Here is a 23653-nt window from a genome sequence, read left to right as displayed (position 1 = left end):
ATAGCATGATGTCCTAGTGGACACTGGGCAAAACGGCGTTTTGCTTCCATTCAGTTCGCTTCTTTTTTGAGGGGTTGCCAGAGACTGCTGCGGAGGTCGAAGGGGTGCACTTGAGGGCGGCAAGACGCAAATCGCAGACGGGTCTTGCGGCTCAAGAGAATTTGCAACGCCCCAGAGCCGCTCGAGGCCGCATTTTTCGCTCCACGGACAGACTCCAATTTGGCTCTTAAAACAGGAGCGAATTCAAGAGGATGTAAAAGCTGCTTTGCGCACTGTTTATCAAGGCTTATTGCTATGGTTTCAGAAGCGAAATTGAGCCGTTCCTCTGTATTGCACGCATGAGGCCGCGCCTATTTGCCATCTGCGCTGTTTTCTTGCGGGCTGCTGAGGTGCGCGCCCTGAAAAGGCCGGGGCGCCGGACTGACACTCGCGGCGCACTTTCCACTGCGCCCTGCTGAGCCGCAGGGCCGCGCTCTGCCTTCGCCAGCCGTTCTTCAGATCAGCGCGCCGCGCAGGGAGTGCGGCATGGCTTCGGTGATGCGCACGTCAATCATCTGGCCGATCAGGCGGACGGGCTGCTCGCCGCCGCTGAAATTGACGGCGCGGTTGCATTCGGTGCGGCCCATGAGTTCCTGCGGATTCTTGCGCGAGGGGCCTTCCACCAGGATGCGCTGCACGGTGCCCACGCGGCTGGCGCTGATGGCGCGCTCGCTTTGCTCCAGCGCGGCCTGCACGCGCTGCAAGCGGCGCAGCTTGACTTCGTGCGGGGTGTCGTCTTGCAAATTGGCGGCGGGCGTGCCGGGGCGGGGGCTGAAGATGAAGCTGAAGGAATTGTCGTAGCCCACATCGTCGATGAGCTTCATCATCTTGTCGAAATCGGCGTCGGTTTCGCCCGGAAAGCCCACGATGAAGTCGCTGGAGAAGCTGATTTGCGGGCGCACGGCGCGCAGGCGGCGGATGATGCTTTTGTATTCCATGGCGGTGTAGCCGCGCTTCATGGCCATGAGAATGCGGTCGGAGCCGTGCTGCACGGGCAGGTGCAGGTGGCTGGCGAGCTTGGGCACCTTGCCGTAAACGTCAATCAGGCGCTGGGTGAATTCGTTGGGGTGGCTGGTGGTGTAGCGGATGCGTTCGATGCCCGGTATTTCGGCCACGTATTCGATGAGCAGGGCGAAGTCGGCGGTTTCGCCGCTGCCGCCCATCGGGCCGCGATAGGCGTTCACGTTCTGGCCCAGCAGCGTCACTTCCTTCACGCCTTGCGCGGCCAGGCCGGCGATTTCGGTGAGCACGTCGTCAAACGGGCGGCTGAACTCTTCGCCGCGCGTGTAGGGCACGACGCAGTAGCTGCAATATTTGGAGCAGCCTTCCATGATGGAGACAAAGGCCGTGGCCCCTTCCACGCGGGCGGGCGGCAGATGGTCGAATTTTTCGATTTCGGGAAAGCGGATGTCCACCTGCGGCGCGTTCTGGCGGCGGCGCTCGGCCAGCAAATCGGGCAGGCGGTGCAGGGTTTGCGGGCCGAAGACGACATCGACATACGGCGCGCGCTCGATGATGGCCTCGCCCTCCTGGCTGGCCACGCAGCCGCCCACGCCGATGAGCGTGCCTTTGTCCTTGAGGTGCTTGATGCGGCCCAGGTCAGAGAAGACTTTTTCCTGCGCCTTCTCGCGCACGGAGCAGGTGTTGAAGATGACCAGGTCGGCCTGCTCCGGGTCGTCGGTGGACTCGTAGCCTTCGGCGGCGGCCAGCACGTCAGCCATCTTGGCCGAGTCGTATTCGTTCATCTGGCAGCCAAAGGTCTTGATGAAGACTTTGCGGGACATGGCGAAAGTTTCGTGGGAAGTTTGATGGAAGCGGGCAGCGACAGCTTCTGGAAAAGGAGCAAATTCAAGGCATCTGAAAACACCGCCTGCGCCCATGCAGTATGGACGTCATGCTATGAAACAAGGAGCGGAACCTGGTTCAAGGCGGCGCTTCGCGTGCGTCTGCCCGTTCACGGCTCGCGTTCAGTTGCCGCGATACGGGTTGCGCTCCGTGTCGTTGAAGGGGCGCGGGCGAATCAGGCGGGACTGGTTGATCTCGCTGATTTCCTCGGCCGTGAGAATCCAGATTTCACGCAGTTCGCCGCTGGGGCCCAGCGCGTAATTGACCATGTGCGTCTGTCCGGTGAGCGCGCCGGAGAGCATCACGCGGTTGGTTTCGCTGCGGATGCGTGTGCCTGCCGCCAAAAGCATGGGCTTGCCGTCCAGCGTGATGTGAGGCGGCTCGCCAAAAGCGATGATGCCGTGCTCCACGCCAGCCGGGAAAAAGCGCCGCACCTGCTGGGCCTGCACCTGTTGCGCTTGCGCGCTGCCTGCCAGCGCGCACAGCGCGAGGCCGCAGGCAGCCAGGGTGGATGCAAGTGCGGAGCGAATGGGTTTCATGATGGTTCCCTGAAAGCGAGATGGCAAATGAGAAAGCGGCTGCGCCAGGCAGAAAAAAAGGCACTGGGCGAATCAGCCCGGTGCCTTGATGCTGCGCTGCGCGAAACGGGCGCTTGCGAAGGTTTTTTGAAAGGAAGTCTGGTGGCGCTTCACGGACTCGAACCGCGGACCTGTGGATTATGATTCCATCGCTCTAACCGACTGAGCTAAAGCGCCAAAGGTGCGAATTGTATCACCGGTTGGCAAACTGCGCGGGGCGCTTGTTCAGGAAAGCGTCCATGCCTTCTTTCTGGTCTGCCGTGGCAAACAGGGCGTTGAACAGGCGCCGCTCGTGCATCACGCCATCGCTCAGGGCGCTTTCAAAGGCGCGGTTCACGCATTCCTTGGCGGCCATCACGGCCACCTGGCCAAAGCTGCAAATGGCCTCGGCGGCCTTCAGCGCCTCGCCCATCAAATCTTGCACGGGCACGACGCGGCTGACCAGGCCGGCGCGCTCGGCTTCCTGTGCGTCCATCATGCGGCCCGTGAGGATCATGTCCATGGCCTTGGCCTTGCCCACGGCGCGGGGCAGGCGCTGCGTGCCGCCTGCGCCGGGGATGATGCCCAGCTTGATTTCAGGCTGGCCGAATTTGGCGTTGTCGGCGGCAATGATGAAGTCGCACATCATCGCCAGCTCGCAGCCGCCGCCCAGCGCGAAGCCGCTGACGGCGGCAATCACGGGCTTGCGAATGCTGCGGATGGTTTCCCAGTTGCGGGTGATGAAGTTGCCCTTGTAGGCATCAACAAAGCTCAGCTTCTGCATGGCCGCAATGTCCGCGCCAGCGGCAAAGGCGCGCTCGCTGCCGGTGAGGATGATGCAGCCCACTTTGTCATCGGCGTCAAACGCCTTGAGCGCCAGCCCCAGCTCGTCCATCAGCTGGTCATTGAGCGCGTTGAGCTGCTGCGGGCGGTTGAGGGTGATGACGCCAATGCGCTCATTGCTTTCGGTGCGGGTCTGAATCAGTTCATAAGACATGGTTTGTTTTCCCTATGCGGGGGTCTGGTTGATAAAGGGCGCGCACTATAGCCCCGGCACGCAGCATCGGGCCTTCTTTGCCTGCTCATGCTTGCGGGCGCAAGGGTGCAAGAGCGCACAATGCGCATTCGTTTTTTTGCTTGCACGGAAAGGATTTGCCATGAGATTCACCGCCTTGCTTGCCGCCGGCGCTGCCGCGCTCTTGCTGACCGCCTGCGCTGGCGTGCGCCAGATTGACGCTGATGTGGAATCAGCCGCCGTTGCAGCGCCCGCTGCATCGGCTGGCGCTGCCGCCCTAGCGGGCGCACACTACCGCTTTGAGCAGCTGCCATTGCAGGCGGGCCAGCCGGGCACGGCGCGCGTGCAGGCGCTGGCGCAGGCCGCGCTGGCGCGCGCCGGACTGGTGCGCGATGACGCAGCCGCCCGCATCACCGTGCAAGCCAGCGCGCACGTCACGCCGCAGTGGGTCAATCCCTGGGGCGATCCTTATTACGGCTGGGATGACGGCTGGGGCTTTTGGCCGGGGCGCTTTTATTTCGGCCTGGGCACGGGCAGCTTCTATGGCGGCGCGTGGATGTGGGACACCCCCACGCGCTACTACGCCAGCCGCGTGAGCCTGATCATGCGCGACGCCCGCAGCGGCCAGGTGCTGTATGAAACCCGCGCCCAGCACGATGGCGCGCGCGGTGCATCCGACACCGTGCTGCAAGCGCTGTTTGATGCCGCGCTGCAAGGCTTTCCCACCCCGCCCGCAGGCTGGCGGCGCGTGGTCATTCCGCTGGGCGAGGCCAACCGCTGACGCACGCGCCAGCGCTCCTCCCCATCTGACGCCCCATGCAGGCCACGCGCATCATCGCCATCCGTCACGGCGAAACCGACTGGAACCGCGCCAGCCGCATGCAGGGCCATCTGGATGTGCCCCTGAACGCGCACGGCCAGTGGCAGGCGCGGCAAACCGCCCGCGCGCTGGCGGGCGAGAGCGTGGCCGCCGTCTATAGCAGCGATTTGCAGCGCGCCAGCGCCACCGCGCGCGCTATTGCCCAGGCTTGCGGCGCGCCGCTCGTGCTGGAGCCAGGCTTGCGCGAACGCAACCTGGGGCGCTTTCAGGGCTGGACTTTCGCGCAAGTGCAGGCGCAGTTTCCCGAAGAAGCCGCGCGCTGGCGCGGGCGCGACATCACCTACGCCCCCGCAGGCGGCGAAACCCTGACGGACATCCAGCGCCGCATCCTTTCCACCGCCGCCCGCCTGGCCCAAAGGCACGCAGGCGGGCAAATCGTCCTCGTGGGCCACGGCGGCATGCTCGACATGCTCTACCGCCATGCCATGCGCCTGCCCCTGCAAGAGCCGCGCAGCTGGCCGCTGGCCAACGCCGCCATCAACCGCCTGCTTTACACGCCCGAGGGCCTGACCCTCATCGCCTGGGCCGATACTTTCCACTTTGACCAACAGGAACCGCTTGATGAACGCAGCCAGTAATCACCAAAGCCGCTTTGCCGCCCTGCAAGGCCAGAAACCTGATGCCATTGACACCCCCGCCCTCGTGCTGGATGCCGAAGCCGTCAATCGCAACATGCAGCGCATGGCTGAATTCGCGGCCAAGCACCAAATCAAGCTGCGCCCGCACGCCAAGCTGCACAAAAGCGCCGACATCGCGCGGCTGCAAATGCAGGCGGGCGCCATCGGCGTGTGCGTGCAAACCGTGGGCGAAGGCGAGGCGCTGGCCGCAGGCGGCGTCAATGACATCTTCATCAGCAACGAAATCGTCTCCCCCGCCAAGCTGCGCCGCGTGGCTGGCTTGGCGCAGCTGCTCAAAAACCGCAGCGGCAAGCTCGCCATTGCCGTGGACAGCGACGAAGGCATTGACCGCCTTGCCCTGGCCATGCAAACCACCAGCGCCGCCATTGACGTGTTCATTGAAATCGACGTCGGCCAGGGCCGCTGCGGCGTTGCGCCCGGCCCTGCCGCCGTCGCCCTGGTTCAGCGCCTGCAAGGCAGCGCCCGCCTGCGCTACGCGGGCCTGCACGCTTACCACGGCGGCGCGCAGCACCTGCGCACCGTGGCCGAGCGCCGCAACGCGATCGGCCAGGCTGCCTTGCGCGTGGCCGCCACGCGCGACGCGCTGGCCCAGGCCAATCTGGCGCCCGCCATCATCACCGGCGGCGGCACCGGCACCTTTGGCCTTGAAGCGGCCAGCGGCCTATGGAACGAGCTGCAACCCGGCAGCTTCCTGTTCATGGACGCCGACTACGCCCGCAACGAACGCGACAACGCCCAGCCCGCCTTCGAGCAGGCCCTTTTCGTCAAATCGCAAGTCATCAGCGTGCAGGACGGGCACGCCGTCTGCGACGCAGGCTGCAAGAGCATTGCGCTCGACAGCGGCCCGCCCCTCGTGCATGCCCTGCCTGGCCAGCCCGCCCTCATCTACGCCAGCGGCGGCGACGAACACGGCATCCTGCGCTCCGCCACGGCTGGCGGCCCCCTGCCCGCCGTGGGCGACACCGTCTGGCTCATTCCCAGCCACTGCGACCCCACCGTGAACCTGCACGACGCCATGATTGCCGTGCAAGGCGGCCTGGCCGCAGGCGCCGTCTCCGCCGTGGTGCGCGTGGACGCGCGCGGGGCCTGAGAACCTGTTTGGCAAACGGGTTTTAAGTTCCAGGCCGCGCGCCGCAAGCTTGGCGCGGCGGGCCAGAAGGCATCAGAAACAGGAGCAAATACAAAGGGGTCAAAATGCCTTCTGGCGAAGTTTCTTCTAGGACATCACGCTACGAATAAAGGAGCGGAATAAAGGAGCGGAATAGGCCGCTTGGCTGCGGCTTTCGCCCTGCCTGCCCTGATTCGTCTTGCGCGCTTTCGCGGGCCAGCGCGCGAGCAGGCGCTCACGCCGCTGGCAGGCGCAGGCTCATGCGCAGGCCGCCAGCGGGAGATTCGCCCGCCTCGATGCGGCCGCCGTAGGTTTCGGCCATGTCGCGCACGATGTCCAGGCCCAGGCCAGAGCCGGGGCGGTTTTCGTCCAGGCGCGCGCCGCGCTGGAAGATGCGCTGGCGCTGCCCGGCGGGGATGCCGGGGCCGTCGTCGTCCACGGTAATCAGCAGACTGCCGCCTTCGATGGCGGCGGCGGCGGTGATGCGCCGCGCGGCCCATTTGCCGGCGTTGTCCATCAGATTGCCCAGCATTTCGTAGAGGTCTTGCGGCTCGCCCTTGAAGGCCAGGGCCTCGCCGGCCTGCACATCGAAAGTCACGCCGCGCCCGGCGTGCAGGCGCTGCATGGTGCGCGCCAGCGCCTGCATGGCGGGCCGCACGGGGGTGCGCAGGCCGGTGGCGCGGGTGGCGGCGGCGGCGCGCGCGCGGGCCAGGTGGTAGTCCACCTGGCGGCGGGCGTTGTCCACTTGCTCTTGCACCAGGCGGGCCAGCGGTCCGCTTTCAACGGCGGCGGCGTTGCCCATGATGGACAGGGGCGTGTGCACGGCGTGCGCCAGGTTGCCCGCTTGCGTGCGGGCGCGCTGCACCATGCGGGCGTTTTCGCCGAGCACGTGGTTGAACTCGCTGACCAGCGGCTGCACTTCTTGCGGAAAGCGGCCTTGCAGCGCGTCGGCCTCACCCCGGCGCACGGCGGCCAGGCGCTGGCGCAGCAGGTGCAGCGGGCGCAGCGCCAGATGCAACTGCACGGCCACGGCGGCGGCCAGCCCGGCGGCCAGCGTGCCCAGGGCGATGAGCAGCAGGCGGGTAAAGCCTTGCAGCGGCTCGGCCACCAGGGCGTGGTCGGCCGCCACGGTCAGGCGCAGCGGGGGCGCTTCGTCTTCGGGCAGTTGCAGGATGCGGGTGAGCGCCAGCAGCTGCCGGCCTTGCCCGTCTTGCAGCCGCGCGGCGGCAAAGCTGCCAGCGCCGCCGCCCAAGACGCCGCCAGAGCCGTCTTGGGCCGATGGCGGCGGGGCCGTGGCCGTGGCAGGCAAGGGCAAGGTCTGGTCCCACAGCGAGCGCGAACGGGCGGCGGCAGGCTGGGTCACGGCGAAAGCGCCATCGCCACGGGCCTGGAGCCGGTCGATTTGCCAATACACGCCCGAAAGCGGGCGCGACAGGCGCGGATCGCCCGGCTCGGGCACAAGCGTGATGCTGCCGCCGGGCGAGAGATTGACGGCCGCCGAGAGCTGGTCCAGCTGCACCGCCAGCTGCGCCTGCCACTGCGCGGTGATGTGTTCCTGAAACAGATTGCGCAGCCCCCAGCCGGCCAGCGCCAGCGCCAGCGCAATCCACGCCAGCGCGCCTGCCAGCAGCCGCGCGCGCAGGGAACGCAGCCAGCCGCCGCCAGCGGATGACTCATGGGCAGGGCCGGACGGGGCGGCATCAGCCGCAGCGCGCGCGCCGCCCTCGCCCGGCGCGGCCTGGGCCTTGGGCGCTGCGCTCATGCCGCTGGCGCTTCCACCAGCCGGTAGCCCATGCCGCGCACGGTTTCAATCAGGCCGGGCGGCAGCTTTTTGCGCAGGCGGCCCACGAACACTTCGATGGTGTTGGAATCGCGGTCGCCGTCTTGCGGGTAGATGTGCTCCGAAAGCTCGGTGCGCGAGAGCACCTGCCCCTTGCGCTGCATCAGCAGCGACAGCAGCTTGAACTCGTGGCTCGTCAGCGTCAGCGGCATGCCGTCCACCAGCACGCGCGCCTGGCGCGTGTCCAGCAGGATGGGGCCGCAGCGCCACTCGGCGCTGGTGTGCGCGCCCGCGCGGCGCAGCAAGGCGCGCAGCCGCGCCAGCAGCTCTTCCATGTGAAAGGGCTTGGCCAGGTAGTCATCCGCGCCTGCGTCGATGCCCGCCACCTTCTCGTGCCAGGCGCTGCGGGCCGTGAGAATGAGCACCGGCATGCCGCGCCCCACGCTGCGCCAGTGCCGCAGCACCGTCAGCCCGTCCATGCCCGGCAGGCCCAAATCCAGCACGGCGGCGTCAAACGACTCCACATCGCCCAGGTAGTGCGCCTGCTCGCCGTCGGCCGCTTCTTCCACCGTGTGCCCGGCGGCGGCAATGGCCTGCACCAGCTGCCGGCGCAGCGTGGCTTCGTCTTCCACAACGAGGATGCGCATCTTCAGTCCTTCCTTGACTTTTGCTTGACTTTGAGCACCGCGCCGCTGGCGGCGTCCACTTCCAGCTTCACCACCCGCCCATCGGCTTGCAGCAGGCGGATTTCATAAATCAGCCGCCCGCGCTCGCGCTCCAGCTCCACGTTCACGGCCCGGCCCTGAAACTGGCGCTCCACCTGATCGAGCACCACGCGCAGCGGCAAGGCGCGCCCCTGTTCCACGGCGCGGCGGGCGCGGTCGTGATCATCGTCATCGTCGTCATCATCGTCGTCGTCATCGGCGCGCGCGGGCAGCGCGGCCAGCAGCGTGGCAGCCAGAGCGGAATGCAGGGACTGAAACAGGAAATGGCGGCGCTTCATGGCAGGGCGGATTGTGGGAGTGAGAAACGGCGGCACAGGCAGCAGCACGAGCGCCAAGGCGGCGCAAATGCTTTGTGTGTAACCGCAACCGTAACCGTAACCGTAACCGCGCGCGCCTGAATGCAGGCTGAACACGCCTTTCAGCCCTGATTCAGCGCAGGCGCCGGAAATGCGCAAACCGTTTGCAAACCGGGCCTGAATGGAAAATGAACGCCTTTTTCACTTTTCATTCAGCGGCGCTTTTGAAAAACAGGCGCTCCGCTTTTGCCGGCCTGCGTATTGAAAACCTGAATGCGGAATGAATAAAACCTTCAGTCTGAATTCAGACTGGTTTTTCAACAATACGCAGCGCCGCCATTGAGGCGGATTTTCAACCCTTTGATTCATACAGGAGAAACCTTCATGAACGCCACCCGATCCCTCCTCGCCGCAGCCGCCCTCGCCTCGGCCATGCTCGGCAGTGCCAGCGCCCTGGCGCAGGCCGCCCAGCCCGCTGCCCCCCGCGCCGCGCAAGCCACCCAGACCGCCGCGCCTGCCCTGAATATCCGCCAGATTTACGACCGCGTGGAAGCCGCCGGTTACGTGAATATCCGGGAAATCGAGCTGAAAAAATATGGCCATTACGAAGTCAAGGCCCGCAACGCCCAAGGCGGCCGCGTCAAACTGCACGTGAACGCGCAAACCGGTGAAATCGAACGCAACCGCTTTGACGACTGAAAGCCGCCATTTCACTGAACCCCTTTTTCATTCAGCAAAGGAAAATCCATCATGATGACCCCCCGCTTTTTGCACCCGTTTTTCGCCGCCGCTGCCCTGGCCGCCACGCTCACCGGCGCAGCCGCCCATGCCCAGCAAGCCGCCGCCACGGCGGCGCAGACCGCGCCCGCCGCCGCGCAGCCCATCCTGAACATCGGCCAAATCCATGACAAGCTGCAAGCGGCAGGCTATACCGACATACGCGGAATCGAGCTGGAAAAGCGCGGCTTCTACGAAGTCAAGGCGCGCGACGCGCAGGGCCAGCCCGTCAAGCTCCACGTGAGCGCCGCCAACGGCGAAGTGGCCCGCAGCCGCGCGCGCTGAGAACCGGTTCAAAGCGCGCAGAAGGCCGGGCGGGCAAGGCATGCGCAGAGGCCGGAGACGGCGCTTTATTCAGCTCTTTTATTCATAGCAATGCCTCCTGGTGGATATTGCGCGAAACGGCATTTCATGCCATTCAAATCTGCTCCTGTTTTTGGTGCCGCGCTTTGATGTCCGGCGCAGGCGGGGCCGGCACGGAGGGCTGCCCCGCCTGCCTGCCTGGCCTGCGGCCCTGCGCCACAATGCCGCGCATGACTGAACAACACACCGACAGCGGCCTGGCCGCCCTCATGGACACCCTGGGCCGCCAGGCCCGTGCCGCCGCAGCGCACATGGCCCGCGCCAGCGCCGCCAGCAAAAGCCGCGCCTTGCGCGCGCTGGCGCGGCTGCTGCGCGAAAACGCCGCCGCCTTGCAAGAGGCCAATGCACGCGATCTGGCCCGCGCCAGCGAACTGAGCGCGCCCATGCGCGACCGCCTCAAGCTCACGCCCGCCATCATCGAAACGGCTGCGCAAGGCTGCGAGCAGCTGGCGGCCATGCCCGACGTGATTGGCGAAATCACCGGCCTGCGCCAACAGCCCAGCGGCATCCGCGTAGGGCAAATGCGCGTGCCGCTGGGCGTGTTCGGCATGATTTACGAAAGCAGGCCGAACGTGACCATTGAAGCGGCGGCGCTGTCCATCAAAAGCGGCAACGCCTGCATCCTGCGCGGCGGCAGCGAAGCCCTGGCGTCCTGCCAGGCGCTGGCTGCCCTGTGCGCGCAGGCGCTGGAAGAAAGCGGCCTGCCCGCGCACGGCGTGCAGCTGGTGCCCACGGCCGATCGCGCCGCCGTGGGCGCGCTCATTGCCATGCCGCAATACGTGGACGTCATCATCCCGCGCGGCGGCCGCAGCCTGATCGAGCGCATCAGCGCCGAAGCCAAAGTGCCCGTCATCAAGCACCTGGACGGCGTGTGCCACACCTACGTGGACGAGCCGTGCGACGAAGACCTGGCCCTGAAAGTGGCCGACAACGCCAAAACCCAGAAATACAGCCCCTGCAACGCCACCGAAACGCTGCTGGTGGCCCGTGGCGTGGCCGCGCGCTTTCTGCCGCGCATGGCCGCCATCTACGCGGCCAAAGGCGTGCTCATGCGCTGCGACGCCGAAAGCCTGGCGCTGCTTGAAGCGTGGCGGCAAAGCCTGCCGCCCGGCCAGCCGCAGCCCCAGCTGGCTGCCGCGCAAGAAGAAGACTGGCGCGCCGAATACCTGGCGCCCATCATCGCCATCAAGGTCGTGGCGGGGCTGGATGAAGCCATGGCCCACATCAACCACTACGGCAGCCACCACACCGACGCCATCCTCACCAGCAGCCACGCGCACGCCCAGCGCTTTTTGCGCGAAGTGGACTCGGCCAGCTGCATGGTCAATGCCAGCACGCGCTTTGCCGACGGCTTTGAATACGGCCTGGGCGCGGAAATCGGCATCAGCACCGACAAATTCCACGCGCGCGGCCCCGTGGGCATTGAGGGGCTGACCTCGCTCAAATGGGTGGTGCTGGGCGAAGGGCATATCCGGCAGTGAGCGCGCGCGGCAATCCACAGGCCGTTTTCCGGGGGCTGGAAAGCATGGTTTGCGCTCCTTGTTTTAGAGCATGATGTCCTAGTGAAACGGGCGCAGGAGCCATTTTCAAGGCGTGAAATTCGCTCCTGTTTTTGATGCGCAGAACTGCGCTGGCAAGCAAAGCGGGCAGGGCGGGCCTTGAGCCTGGAGCCTGGAGCGGCCGGTTCACGGCCTGCCCGCGGGAAGCCGTCCTTTTCGCCGCTTTTTTCGCGCCTGCGGACAGGCGCTTGCAAGACTGCGCACCTGGGAGCCTTTCGCAAAAGGCCGGCATCTCGCGGCCTAGAATGCGCCAGCTGCTGTCTGGCCCCTTTTCCCTTCCTGCCGCGAAAGACCCTGACACATGGTTCCCCACCTCACCACCGCCCTGACCGGGCCGATCAACGAGCTTGAACAACGCATCCTCGACGCCACGCCCGTCATCGAGCGCTGGTTCCGCCTGGAGTGGATGGAGCACACGCCGCCCATTTATTGCGCCGTGGACGTGCGCAACGCCGGCTTCAAGCTCGCGCCCGTGGCGACCGATCTTTTCCCGGACGGCTGGCAGCACCTGGCCGACAGCATGATGCCCCTGGCGGCGCAGGCGGCGCAGGCGGCCATCGAAAAAATCTGCCCTGAAGCGCGCAACCTGCTCATCATTCCCGAAAACGGCACGCCGCAGCCGGACTACCTGGCCGGACTGGAGCGCCTGCGCGACATCTTCCGCATGGCGGGCCTGAACGTGCGCTACGGCTCCATCGACCCGGCCATTGCCAGCGCGGCCAGCTACGCCGCCGCCGATGGCCAGCTGCTCACCTTTGAAGCCGCGCAGCGCAGCGCCTACCGGCTGGGGCTGGATCACTTCACCCCCTGCACCATCTTGCTCAACAACCGGCTCAACGCGGGCGCGCCGGGCATTCTGGAAGAGCTGCACGAGCAATACCTGCTGCCGCCCTTGCAGGCGGGCGGCAGCGTGCGGCGCAAAAGCGTGTTCCACCACTGCTATGCCGAGGTGTGCAAGCGCTTTGGCAAGCTCATCGGCATTGACGCCTGGCTGCTCAACCCGCTGTCAGCCGTCACCGGCCCCATTGACCTGCACACGCAGGCCGGGGCCGACCAGCTGCGCGCCGCCGTAGACGCGCTGCTGGCGAAGGTGCGGCGCAAATACAAGGAATACGGCATTCATGAAAAGCCCTTCGCCGTGGTCAAGGCCAATCTGGGTTCCAGCAGCATGCCCGCCATGGCCGTGCATGACGCGCGCGACATCGCCCCCTTGCCCGCGCCCAAGCCAGCCAGGGGCAAGGGCAGCAAGGGCAAGGCCGCTGCGGCGGAGCCGGCCGAATACGTCGTGCAAGAAGGCGTGCTCACGCAAGAGCGGCTGGACAGCGCCACGGCCGAGCCGGTCATCTACACCATTGACCGCTACGTGGTCGGGGGCTTTTACCGCCTGAACGCCGGGCGCGGCTCCGGCGAAGTGCTGGACACGCCCGACGCCCGCCAGCGCCCCCTGGCCCTTGCAGGCAGCGACCACCTGCCCCGCCCCGGCGCCAAACCCGGCGCCAGCGCCCCCAACCGCTTTTACATGTACGGTGTGGCGGCCCGCCTGGCGCTGGTGGCCGTCAGCTACGAGATGGAGTCCACCGACCCCGAGCTGATGGAAGCGTGAGCCGCTGCAAAACCGGGCTGCCGGGGCGGCCCTGAAGAAGCCCGCGCGGCGGCGGCGAAAGAGGAATGCGGCCTGAATCCGCTCCTCAATCCGTAGCATGATGTCCTAGTGGAATGGGCGCGAGAGCGGTTTTATCCCCTTTGAATTTGCTCCTGTTTCTGATGCCTCTTGGCTGGGGCCTGCCCGAAGTCAGGGCGGCAGGGGCTGCCAGCGCACGCGGTGCGCGTCTTCAATGCGGTCCAGCTTCAATTTCAGCTTGCCGGGGGCGGTCACGGGCACGGTGTCCAGATGGCTGATTTCGCGCAAGTCCAGCGAGCCGCCCGCCGCGCGAATGCGCAGCGCCTGCACGTGGCGGGCGTTCACCTCGATGTCGGGCTGCTCCACCCAGCTGCGCGATTCCTCTTCTTCTTTGGGGCACAGGGCAGAGCTGTCCGTGGCGTCGATATGCAGCTGGCCGATGTGTGTTTCGCCCACCACGGCGATGCGCTGGCCGCGCAGCGTCAGGGTGGGCAGCTTGTCTTTTTCTGCCGTGTCCGGCTTTTGACCGCAAGGCTGGCATGACGTGTCAAACAGGCGCAGCGAACAGGCTTGCACTTCAGCCACTTGCATGGGCAAGGCGATCGAGTCCACCATCGGCACGCGCACTTGTTGCGCCGCATCCGCGCGGGGGCGGATGTAGAGGGTGTCGCCTTTGACTTGCAGATCGACCAACGCGCCGGCCTCGCCGCCCACGGCCCGGTCAATCTTGATTTCAGGCGCTTGCGTGGCAGACCATGTCAGCCGGATGCCGGGGACGTAGTAGCGCTCCCCGGTTTGGCTCTGGTCCACCACCACGCGCCGCACGCTTTGCGCCGCGCCTTCGGGCCAGGCCAGGCGCTTTTCGTCAAATGCGTCGGGCATGAGCCACTCGGGCAGGGCAAAGCACAGCCAGAACAGCACGATGGCCGCTGCCAGCAGCGGCGCGGCCAGAGAGCGGGGACGGCCGGGCGCGTTCATGCCAGCTCCTTTTCGCGCAAGGCGCGCCAGCTTGCCAGCCACAGCAGCGCGGGCACGCCCAGCCAGAAGGCCGCCGCCAGCAGGCTGGCCCACAAGGGCAGCGGGCGCGAGCGCAGCCAGGCGTCAAACAGCACGTAGTCCCATCTGGAGCTGTTGCCCAGGCCCGCCAGCAGCACCAGCGTGATCAGGCCCAGCGCAATGAGCAGCAGCAGCGCGCGCAGCGCCGCATGGCGGCCAAACCAGGTGAGCGTGGCCGCCGCGTAGCCCATGAGCGCGGCATAGGCCAGCGCCAGCATGCCCTGCGCCACCAGGCCGGGCGCGTTTTTCAGCTGGCGCAAGGGCACAAACAGGGCGTAGTCGGCTGCATCGGGCGGGCGGCTCCAGTTGCCGCCGTGCCGCAGCATTTCTTCATACGCGCCCACGGCCAGCCCGTAGCCCACTTGCGCCGCCACGCCATACACCACGGCAAACACGGCGCTGTAAATCAGCGGCCAGACCAGCAGCGCCAGCAGCGCAGCCAGCAGCCATTTCTCGAAAACGGCGGCGGGCCGCATCAGATACACCAGCGCCGCCTCGCGCGAGCGCCACACGCCATGCAAACGGTGCGCCGCCAGATAGCCCGACAGCAGCAGGCCGGTGTAATAAAAGCCGGCTTGCGAGCCGGATTGCATGCCGTGGCCGTAAGAGCCGACCGACAGCGCCATGACGGCCAGCAGCGCCAGCAGCACGCCCAGCGCCAGCGCCGCCACGGCCCAGCCGCGCCCATGCTCGCGCGCGTATTGGCGCGCCAGCCGCGCAAAGCGCCGGGGGCTGAAAAATGCCTGCTTCATGGCTGCGTCTCCTCTTGCGGCCAATGCCCTTGGGGCGGCTCGCCGGTTTCAGCGCCTTCATCGCCTATGGCCGCCAGCAGCGCCTGCGGCGCCAGGCTCAGCGCCTTGTAAAGCAGCTCCAGCTGCACGGGCGCGGCGGGCGCGTCAGGCGCTGCCGCTGGCTCGCGGCGCACCACCCAGGCCCAGGGCGTGCGGGGCGATGGCGCGCCCAGCGGCTCGCGGTGCAGCGTGGCGGCGGGCAAATCGGCCTCGCTGGCGGCCACGCCCATGTGCAGGCGCTGCGCCAGGCGGGCCATGCTGGCGTCCAGCACGATGCGGCCCTGGTCCATGAACCACAAATGGTTCAGCACGCTCTCCAGGTCATGCGCCTGATGCGTGCTGATGATGACCGTGCGCCACGCCTGCTCGGGCCGCGCCATGAGCGCGCGAAACTGCGCGCGGCTGACGATGTCCAGCCCGTTGGTCGGCTCGTCCATCAGCAGCAGCGGCGTTTGCGCCGCCAGCGCAAAGGCGATGGCCGCCTTCTTTTTCTGCCCCAGGCTCATGCCCGCAAAAGGCTGCGCCAGCGGCACCTGCAACTCTTGCAGGCAGGCGGCATACAGCGCCGCGTCAAAGCGCGGCCAAAAACCGCCTTCCGTGCGCTGAAGCTCCAGCGGCGTGAGATTGGGCAGATGAAACTCCTCCGGCAGCAGATACACCTGCGCCAGAAACTGCGGCAGCCGCTGGCGCGGCACAAACCCCAGCGCCCGCACCTGCCCGCGCTGCGGCGCCAGCAGCCCCGCCAGCAGCTTCAGCAAAGTGGATTTGCCGCAGCCATTGCGCCCGAACAGGCCATAGACGCCCGGCTGGCGCGCCCGCACCGACAGCCCCTGATACAGCGGCTGCCGCCCCCAGGCAAAGTGCAGGCGCTGCACCGAAACGGGTTCTTCAGCAGGTGGGGGCAATGTCGCGGCGGGCATGGCGGTCAGCGGGAAACAATGCCCGGCACTATATCGCGCCAGGTATCACAAAAACAGGAGCAAAATCAGGGGCATTAAAAGACCGCCTTGCGCAGTTTGTACTAGGACACCATGCTATGAATAGAGGAGCGAAATAAGCCCCTTTCAACCCCCTTTTCAGCCAGCCATGCGCCATTCGCTACCCTTTCGCCCATCTTCTTGCTCCCTTTCTTGCTGCCATGTCCGCACCTGACCGCTATGCCGTCATCGGCCACCCCATCGGCCACAGCCTCTCGCCGCAAATTCACGCCCTGTTCGCCCGCGCCACGGGGCAGCGCATGACGTATGAGGCCATGGACGGCGGCGCGCAGCCCGGCGGCTTTGAGGCTGCACTGGCCGCCTTCATCGCCGCTGGCGGGCGCGGCCTGAATGTGACGCTGCCCTTCAAGCTGCGCGCCCTGGCCGCCGCCCACGCCGCCAGCGACGAGGCCCGCCTGGCCGGTGCGGCCAACACCTTGCGTTTTGACGCCGCAGGCCGCATCGAAGCGCACAACACCGACGGCGCGGGCCTGGTGCGCGACATCACCGCGCGCTTGCGCCAGCCCTTGCAAGGCCGGCGCGTGCTGCTGCTGGGCGCAGGCGGCGCAGCGCGCGGCGCACTGCTGCCGCTGGCCCGCGCGGGCATTGCCTGCCTGCGCATTGCCAACCGCAGCGCGGACAAGGCCGAAGCGCTGGCCGCCGAATTCGCCCCGCGCCTGCCTGGCTGCCCCGTGCGCGGCATGGGGCTGGAGCAGCTGGCGGCGCTGTCTGCGCCGCATGAGGGCTTTGACATCGTGATCAACGCCACCTCGGCCTCGCTGGCCGCGCAGTCGCCTGCCGTGCCCGCCCCGCTGCTGGCCGCCGCCGCCCTGGCGTACGACATGGTTTATGGCGCGGCCCCCACGCCCTTCATGCAGGCCGCCCGCGCGGCAGGCTGCCCGCGCCAGTCGGACGGCCTGGGCATGCTCGTGGAACAGGCCGCCGAATCCTTTGCCTGGTGGCGCGGCCTGCGGCCCGATACCAGCGCAGCGCTCGTCGCCGTGCGCGCCGCCTTGCAGGCGCAGCAGCGCGGCGCGGCGGCAGATCAGCGGCCATAGCAGCCCATCCATCAAGGCCGTCTGGCGCGGCGGAACACGCGCCAGACATGCGTCAGCCGGTGCGCAGCAAGGCCGGAATCACTTCTGAAACAGGAGCAAATACAGGCCCTGAAAAACGGCATTTGCGCACGCTTCACCAGGGCGTAATGCTACGAATCAAATAGCAGAAATCAGTCCGCTGCAGCAGCCCTGCGCCAGGCCGCTCTTGCGTCGCTATGCTTGCCGCCCTTGCTTCTTTCTGTTTCAAGCCCCAACACCCAAACACAAGACATGACCCAGCCCAAAGTCCTGAACGTCGGCGGCAACTCCAAAGCCATTGCCCTGCCGCCCATTTTTGACGGCTACGAGCATCTGCTGCTGGACATAGACCCCACCGGCAAGCCTGATTTGCTGTGCGATGCACGCGAGCTGACCAGCACGCCCGCCGCCCAGTACGACGCCGTTTACTGCTCCCACAACCTGGAGCACTACTTCCGCCACGACGTGCCCAGGGGGCTGGCGGGCTTCATCCACGTGCTCAAGCCGCAGGGTTTTGCCTTCATCCGCGTGCCTGACATTCAGGAAGTGATGCGCATCGCCGTCGAGCGCCGCCTGGAGCCGGATGATGTGCTCTACCAAAGCGCCAGCGGCCCCATTCAGGTGCTGGACGTGCTCTACGGCTGGGGCGCGCAGATCGCCCGCAGCGGCGTGGACTTTTTCGCCCACAAAACCGGCTTCAGCCCCGCGCTGATGAACAAGACGCTGCGCGCCGCAGGCTTTGCCAACGTGTACATCGCCACAGGCAATCTGGAAGTGGGCGCGCTGGCCTTTCTGCAGCCGCCCGACGCCGCCACGCGCCAGAAGCTGGGCCTGCCAGCCAGCGGTTGAGCCGTCTTTTTGCTCCTTTATCCGTAGCGTGATGTCCTGGTAGAAACTGCGCTAGGCGGCATTTCAGCCCCCTGATATTTGCTCCTGTTTCTGATGCAACGCAGGCAGGCTGGACGCGAGCAGGCTCTCAGCCCACGCGCCGCCAGGCCAGCGCCTCGCCCGCGCGCAGGGGCTTGAGCGAGCCTTCGCCCCAGGCGAAGCTCTCGGGCGCCGTCCAGCTCTCGCGCGCGAGCGTGATCTGGCCGCTGTTGCGCGGCAGGCCGTAAAAGTCTGGCCCGTGGAAGCTGGCGAAGGCTTCCAGGCGGTGCAGCGCGCCTGCGGCTTCAAAGGCTTCGGCATACATCTCCAGCGCGGCGTAGGCTGTGTAGCAGCCCGCGCAGCCGCTGGCGCACTCTTTCAGATGCGCGGCGTGGGGGGCCGAGTCGGTGCCCAGGAAAAAGCGCGGGTTGCCGCTGGTGGCCGCTTGCAGCAGCGCCTGGCGGTGCTCCTCGCGCTTGAGCACGGGCAGGCAGTAGTAATGCGGGCGGATGCCGCCGGTGAAGATGGCGTTGCGGTTGTAGAGCAGGTGGTGGGCGGTGATGGTGGCGGCCAGCCCTTCATCAGCCTGTGCCACGTACTGGGCGGCGTTTTTGGTGGTGATGTGCTCGAACACGATGGGCAGCGCCGGAAAGTCGCGCCGCAGCGGCGCGAGCACGCGTTCGATGAAGACAGCCTCGCGGTCAAACAGGTCCACGGCCGGGTCGGTCACTTCGCCGTGCATGAGCAGCTTCAGCCCCAGGCGCTGCATGGCCTCCAGCGCGGGCCAGGTCTTGCGCAGATCGGTCACGCCCGCGTCGCTGTTGGTGGTGGCGCCGGCGGGGTAGAGCTTGAGGGCGTGTATGCCGGCTTCGCGCGCGCGCTCAATCTCCGCAGGCGGGGTGTTGTCGGTCAGGTAAAGCGTCATCAGCGGCTCGAAGGCCGCGCCTTCGGGCAGGGCTTGCAAGATGCGCTCGCGGTAGGCCTGCGCCTGCGCGACGGTGGTCACGGGCGGGCGCAGATTGGGCATGATGATGGCGCGGCCAAACTGCGCGGCGGCATGCCGCATCAGCAGCGGCAGCACGGCGCCATCGCGCACGTGCAAGTGCCAATCATCGGGGCGGGTCAGAGTCAGGGTTGCGGGGGCAGTCATGGCGCGGGATTGTCCACGGGCCACGGCAGGCCGGAGGCCATGAATCAATAGGGCGCGCCGCTTTTGAGCAGCCGGGCGGCTTCGCGGGCGAAGTAGGTGAGCACGCCATCGGCGCCGGCGCGCTTGAAGGCCAGCAGGCTCTCCAGCATGGCGGCATCGTGCGCGAGCCAGCCGTTTTGGGCGGCGGCCTTGAGCATGGCGTATTCGCCGCTGACCTGGTAGGCAAAAGTGGGCATGGCGAATTCGTCTTTCACGCGGCGCAGCACGTCCAGATACGGCAGGCCGGGCTTGACCATGACCATGTCGGCGCCTTCGGCAATGTCCAGCGCCACTTCGCGCAGCGCCTCGTTGCTGTTGGCCGGGTCCATCTGATAGACCTTTTTGTTGCTTTTGCCCAGGCTGGCGGCGCTGCCCACGGCATCGCGGAAAGGGCCGTAGAAGGCGCTGGCGTATTTGGCGCTGTAGGCCATGATGCGGGTGTGGACGTGGCCGGCGGCTTCCAGCGCCTGGCGCACCGCGCCGATGCGGCCATCCATCATGTCGCTGGGCGCAACGATGTCCGCGCCCGCTGCGGCATGTGCCAGGGCCTGCTTCACGAGCTGGGCGACGGTGGGGTCGTTGAGGATGTAGCCGCTTTCATCAAGCAGGCCGTCCTGGCCGTGGTTGGTGTAGGGGTCTAACGCCACGTCGGTCATCACGCCCAGCTCGGGAAAGCGCGCCTTCAGGCCGCGCACGGCGGCGGGAATGAGGCCCTCGGGGTTGGCGGCTTCGCTGCCTTGCGCGTCTTTCAGGCTGGCGTCAATCACGGGGAAAAGGGCCAGCGCCGGGATGCCCAGCGCCAGGCATTCCTCGGCCACGGGCAGCAGCAAATCGAGCGAGAGGCGCTCCACGCCGGGCATGGAGGGCACGGCCTCGCGGCGGCCCTGGCCTTGCAGCACAAACACGGGGTAGATGAAGTCATCGGCGCTCAAGCGGTTTTCGCGCACCAGACGGCGGGTGAAGTCATCGCGGCGCAGGCGGCGCGGGCGGCCTGCGGGAAAGGAGGCGTAGGGAGTGCTCATGGCCGCGAATTATCTGCTTGCGCGACAGGCGTTTGGCGAAACACGGGCGGGGCAGATAGAATGCGCGGTTCCGTTTGGCCCGCACGGGCGCTTTCCAAACGGAGCTTTTCATTTCACTGAGAGGATTTTTTCCATGTACGCAGTCGTAAAAACCGGAGGCAAGCAATACCGCGTGGCCGCCGGCGACAAGATCAAGGTAGAACAGATTGCTGCGGACGTTGGCCAGGAAATCGTGCTGGAGCAAGTGGTGGCCGTGTTCGACGGCGACACCGTCAAGCTCGGCACGCCGCTGGTGGCCGGCGCGAGCGTCAAGGCCAAAGTGCTGGCGCACGGCAAGCACGACAAAGTGCGCATCTTCAAGATGCGCCGCCGCAAGCACTATCAAAAACGCCAGGGCCACCGCCAGCTGTTTACCGAGCTGGAAATCGGCGCCATCGCCGCCTGAGCTGCGCTTCAGGCAAACAGGCATACACAGTCTTTCTGACCCAATAGGAGAAACAGACATGGCACACAAAAAAGGCGGCGGCTCCACACGCAACGGCCGCGATTCCAAACCGAAGATGCTGGGCGTGAAGGTGTTCGGCGGCCAAAGCATTCCCGCCGGCTCCATCATCGTGCGCCAGCGCGGCACCAAATTCCATCCGGGCGCCAATGTGGGCGTGGGCAAGGACCACACCCTGTTCGCGCTGGTGGATGGCAAAGTCTCTTTCGTGACCAAAGGCGCGCTGAACCGCCACACCGTGGTGGTCACGCCCCTGGCGGCCTGAAAACCCGTTCCAAGAGCCGGTTCAGGCTTTCGCCAAAGGCACAATGCCCGGCCCCGCAGCGCTGCCTGCGGGGCTTTTTTGTTTTCGCAGCCGGAGCAATTTCCATGAAATTCGTTGATGAAGCCCTGATCGATGTGGCGGCAGGCGATGGCGGCAATGGCTGCGTGTCATTCCGCCACGAGAAATACAAGGAATTCGGCGGCCCCGATGGCGGCGACGGCGGGCGCGGCGGCCACGTTTACGCCGTGGCCGATGCCAACCTGAACACGCTGGTGGACTACCGCTACGCCCGCCGCCACGAAGCCAAACGCGGCCAGCACGGCATGGGGTCTGACCGCTTTGGCGCGGCAGGCGAAGACGTGACGCTGAAAATGCCCGTCGGCACCCTCATCTGCGACGCGCAGACGGGTGAAGTGCTGCACGAGCTTTTGCGGCCCGGCGAAAAAATCATGATCGCCAAAGGCGGCGAAGGCGGCCACGGCAACCTGCGCTTCAAAAGCGCCATCAACCGCGCCCCGCGCCAGAAAACGCCCGGCAAGCCCGGCGAGCAAAAAAGCCTGAAGCTGGAGCTGAAAGTGCTGGCCGACGTGGGCCTGCTGGGCATGCCCAACGCGGGCAAATCCACCTTCATCGCCGCCGTCAGCAACGCGCGCCCCAAGATTGCCGACTACCCCTTCACCACCCTCTACCCCAACCTGGGCGTGGTGCGCGTGGGGCCGCAGCAAAGTTTCGTGGTGGCTGACATTCCCGGCCTCATCGAAGGCGCCAGCGAAGGCGCGGGCCTGGGCCACCAGTTTCTGCGCCACTTGCAGCGCACGCGGCTTTTGCTGCACATCGTCGATCTGGCCCCGTTTGATGAGGAAACCGACCCCGTGGAGCAGGCCCGCGCCATCGTGCAGGAGCTGAAAAAGTACGACCAGGCGCTGTACGAAAAACCGCGCTGGCTGGTGCTCAACAAGCTGGACATGGTGCCGCCACAAGAGCGCGCGGCCCGCGTGCAGGACTTTGTGCGCCGCCTGCGCTGGAAAGGCCCGGTTTACGAAATTTCCGCTCTCACGCGCGAAGGCTGCCAGCCTCTGATTCACGCCATCTACGAACACATTCGCGGCGCGCAGCAGGCCGAATGCGGCGGCGCTCCCGCCGACCCGCGCTTCGCGCCTGAAGCGCAAGAATAAAAAGCGGACTGCCCGCAAAACGAAGGCGGCACCAGCCTCGCTCGCCAAGTAACATCAAAAACAGGAGCGGATTCGAGAGGGTGAAAATGCCGTCTCGCGCAATATCTACTAGGACATATTGCTATTGATAAAGGAGCTGAATAACGCCGCGCATTCAGCATTCAGCCTGGCGTTTCAGCTCCCCGTCTTGCGTGCGAACGGCGCAGCCCAGAATGGCTTGCGCCTTGCCGCTCATCCGGCCCAGGCCCCTCGTGGCCAGACTGCAAGCAGACTTTCAGAAAGCCTCGATGCCCAGCAGGGCGGCGGCGGTCTGGGCGTTGGCGCGGGCGGCCTGGGGGGTGGGGCCGGTGAAGGTGAGGTGGCCCATCTTGCGGCCGGGGCGCGCTTCGGTTTTGCCGTAGAGGTGCAGGTGGGCGCCGGGCAGGGCCAGGATTTGGCGCCAGGGGGGCTGGCGCGGCTGGCCGGCGGCGTCAAGCCAGAGATCGCCCAGCAGGTTGAGCATGATGGCGGGGCTGTGCTGGCGCGGCGCGGACAAGGGCAGGCCGGCCAGGGCGCGCGCTTGCAGCTCGAACTGGGAGAGGTCGCAGGCGTCAATGCTGTAGTGGCCGCTGTTGTGCGGGCGCGGCGCTATTTCATTGACGATGAGCGAACCGTCCTCCAGCACGAAGTATTCGACGCAGAGCACGCCCACGTAGCCCAGCTCGTGGGCCAGGCGGCAGGTGGCGGCCTGCGCCTGGGCGGCCAGCGGAGCGGGGATGTTGCCTTCGTGGATTTCGGAGACGGCGAGGATGCCGTTGCGGTGCAGGTTGCGCTGCACGGGCAGGGAGACCGTCTGGCCGTCGCGCCCGCGCGCGACGATGACGGAGCATTCGGCAGCCAGCGGCAGGCGTTTTTCAAGCACGCAGGCGCGGCGGCCCATGCCGTGCCAGGCGTCGGCCAGCTCTTGGCGCGTGCCCACGCGCGCCTGGCCTTTGCCGTCGTATCCCAGGCGGGCGGTTTTGAGCACGCCGGGCAGCAGGTTTTCAGCAACGGCAGCTAGGTCAGCCTCTGTTTCGATCACGGCGTGGGGCGCAGGGGGCACGCCGCTTTGCGCGAAGCAGGCTTTTTCACGGATGCGGTCTTGCGCGATGGCAACGGTGTCCGCCGACGGGGTGACGGGGCGCAGGCGGGCCAGCTCGCGCAAGGAGGCGGCAGGCACGTTTTCAAATTCGGTGGTGATGGCGTGGGCCAGGCGCGCCATTTCGCGCAGGGCCTCTGCGTCTTCGTAAGCAGCCTGGATGAAGTGGTGGCAGGAGCGCCCGGCGGGGCTGGCGGGGTCAGGGTCGAGCACCACGGTTTCAAAGCCGAGTGCCTGCGCGGCGCGCACGAACATGCGGCCCAGCTGGCCGCCGCCGAGCACGCCGAGCGTGGCGGGGCGGCCTTCAATGATCTGGCCGGGCAGAAGGGGCAGGAAGGCAGTCGCGGGCATTTGGGGTATTTCAGTGATTGGACGTGGGCGATGGGACACGGGTCATGGGGCGGGCGGCTTCG

24 protein-coding genes and 1 tRNA gene are annotated in these 23653 nt (G+C 66.5%); 12 read left to right on the top strand and 13 right to left on the bottom strand.

Annotated features, from left to right (window positions below):
* Window positions 1-494 precede the first annotated feature (494 nt).
* The 4 genes from miaB to QB898_RS01970 form a co-directional block, all read right to left on the bottom strand.
* Window positions 495-1823 carry a tRNA (N6-isopentenyl adenosine(37)-C2)-methylthiotransferase MiaB gene (miaB, locus tag QB898_RS01985; RefSeq protein ID WP_279523584.1) on the bottom strand — a complete coding sequence of 443 codons (1329 nt, stop codon included), beginning with the start codon at window positions 1821-1823 and terminating at the stop codon, window positions 495-497.
* Between the two features lie 183 nt (window positions 1824-2006).
* A complete protein-coding gene (locus QB898_RS01980) occupies window positions 2007-2423 on the bottom strand; it encodes a hypothetical protein (protein ID WP_279523583.1) in 417 nt (138 codons plus the stop codon).
* 139 nt (window positions 2424-2562) lie between these two features.
* Window positions 2563-2639: transfer RNA gene (locus QB898_RS01975), tRNA-Met, on the bottom strand.
* A gap of 16 nt (window positions 2640-2655) precedes the next feature.
* Entirely contained in the window at window positions 2656-3438 is a 783-nt protein-coding gene (locus tag QB898_RS01970) for an enoyl-CoA hydratase (RefSeq protein ID WP_102283412.1), read from the bottom strand.
* A 160-nt stretch (window positions 3439-3598) separates the two neighbouring features.
* Here QB898_RS01970 and QB898_RS01965 point away from each other — a divergent pair, with 160 nt between their 5' ends.
* The 3 genes from QB898_RS01965 to QB898_RS01955 are packed head-to-tail and all read left to right on the top strand — an operon-like array spanning window position 3599 to window position 6064.
* Complete coding sequence (locus QB898_RS01965) at window positions 3599-4237, top strand: DUF4136 domain-containing protein (protein WP_279523582.1); 639 nt, start codon at window positions 3599-3601, stop codon at window positions 4235-4237.
* 35 nt (window positions 4238-4272) lie between these two features.
* The gene (locus QB898_RS01960; protein WP_279523581.1) at window positions 4273-4914 is read left to right on the top strand and encodes a histidine phosphatase family protein; all 642 of its coding nucleotides are present in this window, start codon (window positions 4273-4275) and stop codon (window positions 4912-4914) included.
* On the top strand, window positions 4898-6064 hold the full coding sequence (locus QB898_RS01955; RefSeq protein WP_279523580.1) for a DSD1 family PLP-dependent enzyme: 1167 nt from the start codon (window positions 4898-4900) through the stop codon (window positions 6062-6064). The genes QB898_RS01960 and QB898_RS01955 overlap by 17 nt, the downstream gene beginning before the upstream one ends.
* Window positions 6065-6317: 253 nt before the next feature.
* Here QB898_RS01955 and QB898_RS01950 read toward each other — a convergent pair whose 3' ends face one another.
* The 3 genes from QB898_RS01950 to QB898_RS01940 are packed head-to-tail and all read right to left on the bottom strand — an operon-like array spanning window position 6318 to window position 8865.
* The gene (locus QB898_RS01950; RefSeq protein ID WP_279523579.1) at window positions 6318-7844 is read right to left on the bottom strand and encodes a sensor histidine kinase; all 1527 of its coding nucleotides are present in this window, start codon (window positions 7842-7844) and stop codon (window positions 6318-6320) included.
* Window positions 7841-8509, bottom strand: coding sequence for a response regulator transcription factor (locus QB898_RS01945; RefSeq protein WP_050715330.1), 669 nt, complete (start codon window positions 8507-8509; stop codon window positions 7841-7843). Before QB898_RS01945 ends, QB898_RS01950 begins: the two co-directional genes overlap by 4 nt.
* A 2-nt stretch (window positions 8510-8511) precedes the next feature.
* Window positions 8512-8865 carry a PepSY domain-containing protein gene (locus tag QB898_RS01940; RefSeq protein WP_279523578.1) on the bottom strand — a complete coding sequence of 118 codons (354 nt, stop codon included), beginning with the start codon at window positions 8863-8865 and terminating at the stop codon, window positions 8512-8514.
* Between the two features lie 402 nt (window positions 8866-9267).
* Between QB898_RS01940 and QB898_RS01935 the strand changes: the two genes are divergently transcribed.
* From QB898_RS01935 to gshA, 4 genes are all read left to right on the top strand, one after another.
* On the top strand, window positions 9268-9582 hold the full coding sequence (locus QB898_RS01935; protein WP_279523577.1) for a PepSY domain-containing protein: 315 nt from the start codon (window positions 9268-9270) through the stop codon (window positions 9580-9582).
* Window positions 9583-9633: 51 nt separating this feature from the next.
* Window positions 9634-9945, top strand: a complete 312-nt coding sequence (locus QB898_RS01930) for a PepSY domain-containing protein (RefSeq protein ID WP_279523576.1) — start codon at window positions 9634-9636, stop codon at window positions 9943-9945.
* A gap of 287 nt (window positions 9946-10232) precedes the next feature.
* On the top strand, window positions 10233-11504 hold the full coding sequence (locus QB898_RS01925; protein ID WP_279523634.1) for a glutamate-5-semialdehyde dehydrogenase: 1272 nt from the start codon (window positions 10233-10235) through the stop codon (window positions 11502-11504).
* A 379-nt stretch (window positions 11505-11883) separates the two neighbouring features.
* Complete coding sequence (gene gshA / locus QB898_RS01920; protein ID WP_279523575.1) at window positions 11884-13185, top strand: glutamate--cysteine ligase; 1302 nt, start codon at window positions 11884-11886, stop codon at window positions 13183-13185.
* Between the two features lie 189 nt (window positions 13186-13374).
* Here gshA and QB898_RS01915 read toward each other — a convergent pair whose 3' ends face one another.
* From QB898_RS01915 to QB898_RS01905, 3 genes are read right to left on the bottom strand one after another with little or no spacing between them, the layout of a single operon-like run.
* The gene (locus QB898_RS01915; protein WP_279523574.1) at window positions 13375-14181 is read right to left on the bottom strand and encodes a hypothetical protein; all 807 of its coding nucleotides are present in this window, start codon (window positions 14179-14181) and stop codon (window positions 13375-13377) included.
* Window positions 14178-15011, bottom strand: a complete 834-nt coding sequence (locus QB898_RS01910; protein ID WP_279523573.1) for a hypothetical protein — start codon at window positions 15009-15011, stop codon at window positions 14178-14180. The genes QB898_RS01915 and QB898_RS01910 overlap by 4 nt, the downstream gene beginning before the upstream one ends.
* Window positions 15008-15970 (bottom strand): ATP-binding cassette domain-containing protein, encoded by a 963-nt coding sequence (locus QB898_RS01905; RefSeq protein ID WP_279523572.1) that lies wholly within the window; start codon window positions 15968-15970, stop codon window positions 15008-15010. Before QB898_RS01905 ends, QB898_RS01910 begins: the two co-directional genes overlap by 4 nt.
* 218 nt (window positions 15971-16188) lie before the next feature.
* Between QB898_RS01905 and aroE the strand changes: the two genes are divergently transcribed.
* Both aroE and QB898_RS01895 read left to right on the top strand, forming a co-directional pair.
* A complete protein-coding gene (gene aroE / locus QB898_RS01900; RefSeq protein WP_279523571.1) occupies window positions 16189-17085 on the top strand; it encodes a shikimate dehydrogenase in 897 nt (298 codons plus the stop codon).
* Between the two features lie 270 nt (window positions 17086-17355).
* A complete protein-coding gene (locus QB898_RS01895; RefSeq protein ID WP_279523570.1) occupies window positions 17356-17952 on the top strand; it encodes a methyltransferase domain-containing protein in 597 nt (198 codons plus the stop codon).
* Between the two features lie 127 nt (window positions 17953-18079).
* On the opposite strand, the gene pyrC is transcribed toward QB898_RS01895, so the two are convergent.
* A complete protein-coding gene (gene pyrC, locus QB898_RS01890) occupies window positions 18080-19120 on the bottom strand; it encodes a dihydroorotase (RefSeq protein WP_279523569.1) in 1041 nt (346 codons plus the stop codon).
* A 44-nt stretch (window positions 19121-19164) separates the two neighbouring features.
* Window positions 19165-20181 carry a porphobilinogen synthase gene (gene hemB, locus QB898_RS01885; protein WP_279523568.1) on the bottom strand — a complete coding sequence of 339 codons (1017 nt, stop codon included), beginning with the start codon at window positions 20179-20181 and terminating at the stop codon, window positions 19165-19167.
* A gap of 133 nt (window positions 20182-20314) precedes the next feature.
* On the opposite strand from hemB, the gene rplU reads away from it, so the two are divergent.
* The 3 genes from rplU (at window position 20315) to cgtA (ending at window position 22123) form a co-directional block, all read left to right on the top strand.
* On the top strand, window positions 20315-20626 hold the full coding sequence (gene rplU / locus QB898_RS01880; RefSeq protein ID WP_050715340.1) for a 50S ribosomal protein L21: 312 nt from the start codon (window positions 20315-20317) through the stop codon (window positions 20624-20626).
* A 58-nt stretch (window positions 20627-20684) separates the two neighbouring features.
* Window positions 20685-20948 carry a 50S ribosomal protein L27 gene (gene rpmA / locus QB898_RS01875; protein ID WP_050715341.1) on the top strand — a complete coding sequence of 88 codons (264 nt, stop codon included), beginning with the start codon at window positions 20685-20687 and terminating at the stop codon, window positions 20946-20948.
* 104 nt (window positions 20949-21052) lie between these two features.
* Entirely contained in the window at window positions 21053-22123 is a 1071-nt protein-coding gene (gene cgtA / locus QB898_RS01870; RefSeq protein WP_050715342.1) for an Obg family GTPase CgtA, read from the top strand.
* Between the two features lie 274 nt (window positions 22124-22397).
* Here the strand turns inward: cgtA and QB898_RS01865 are convergent, their stop codons facing one another.
* The gene (locus QB898_RS01865; protein WP_279523567.1) at window positions 22398-23591 is read right to left on the bottom strand and encodes a 5-(carboxyamino)imidazole ribonucleotide synthase; all 1194 of its coding nucleotides are present in this window, start codon (window positions 23589-23591) and stop codon (window positions 22398-22400) included.
* Between the last annotated feature and the right edge of the window lie 62 nt (window positions 23592-23653).

The organism is Ottowia cancrivicina (assembly GCF_029813755.1).
GTDB classification, from domain to species: domain Bacteria; phylum Pseudomonadota; class Gammaproteobacteria; order Burkholderiales; family Burkholderiaceae_C; genus Ottowia; species Ottowia massiliensis.
The sequence above is the reverse complement of the archived record's forward strand: the minus strand, read 5'-3'. Positions and strand labels throughout refer to the sequence as shown.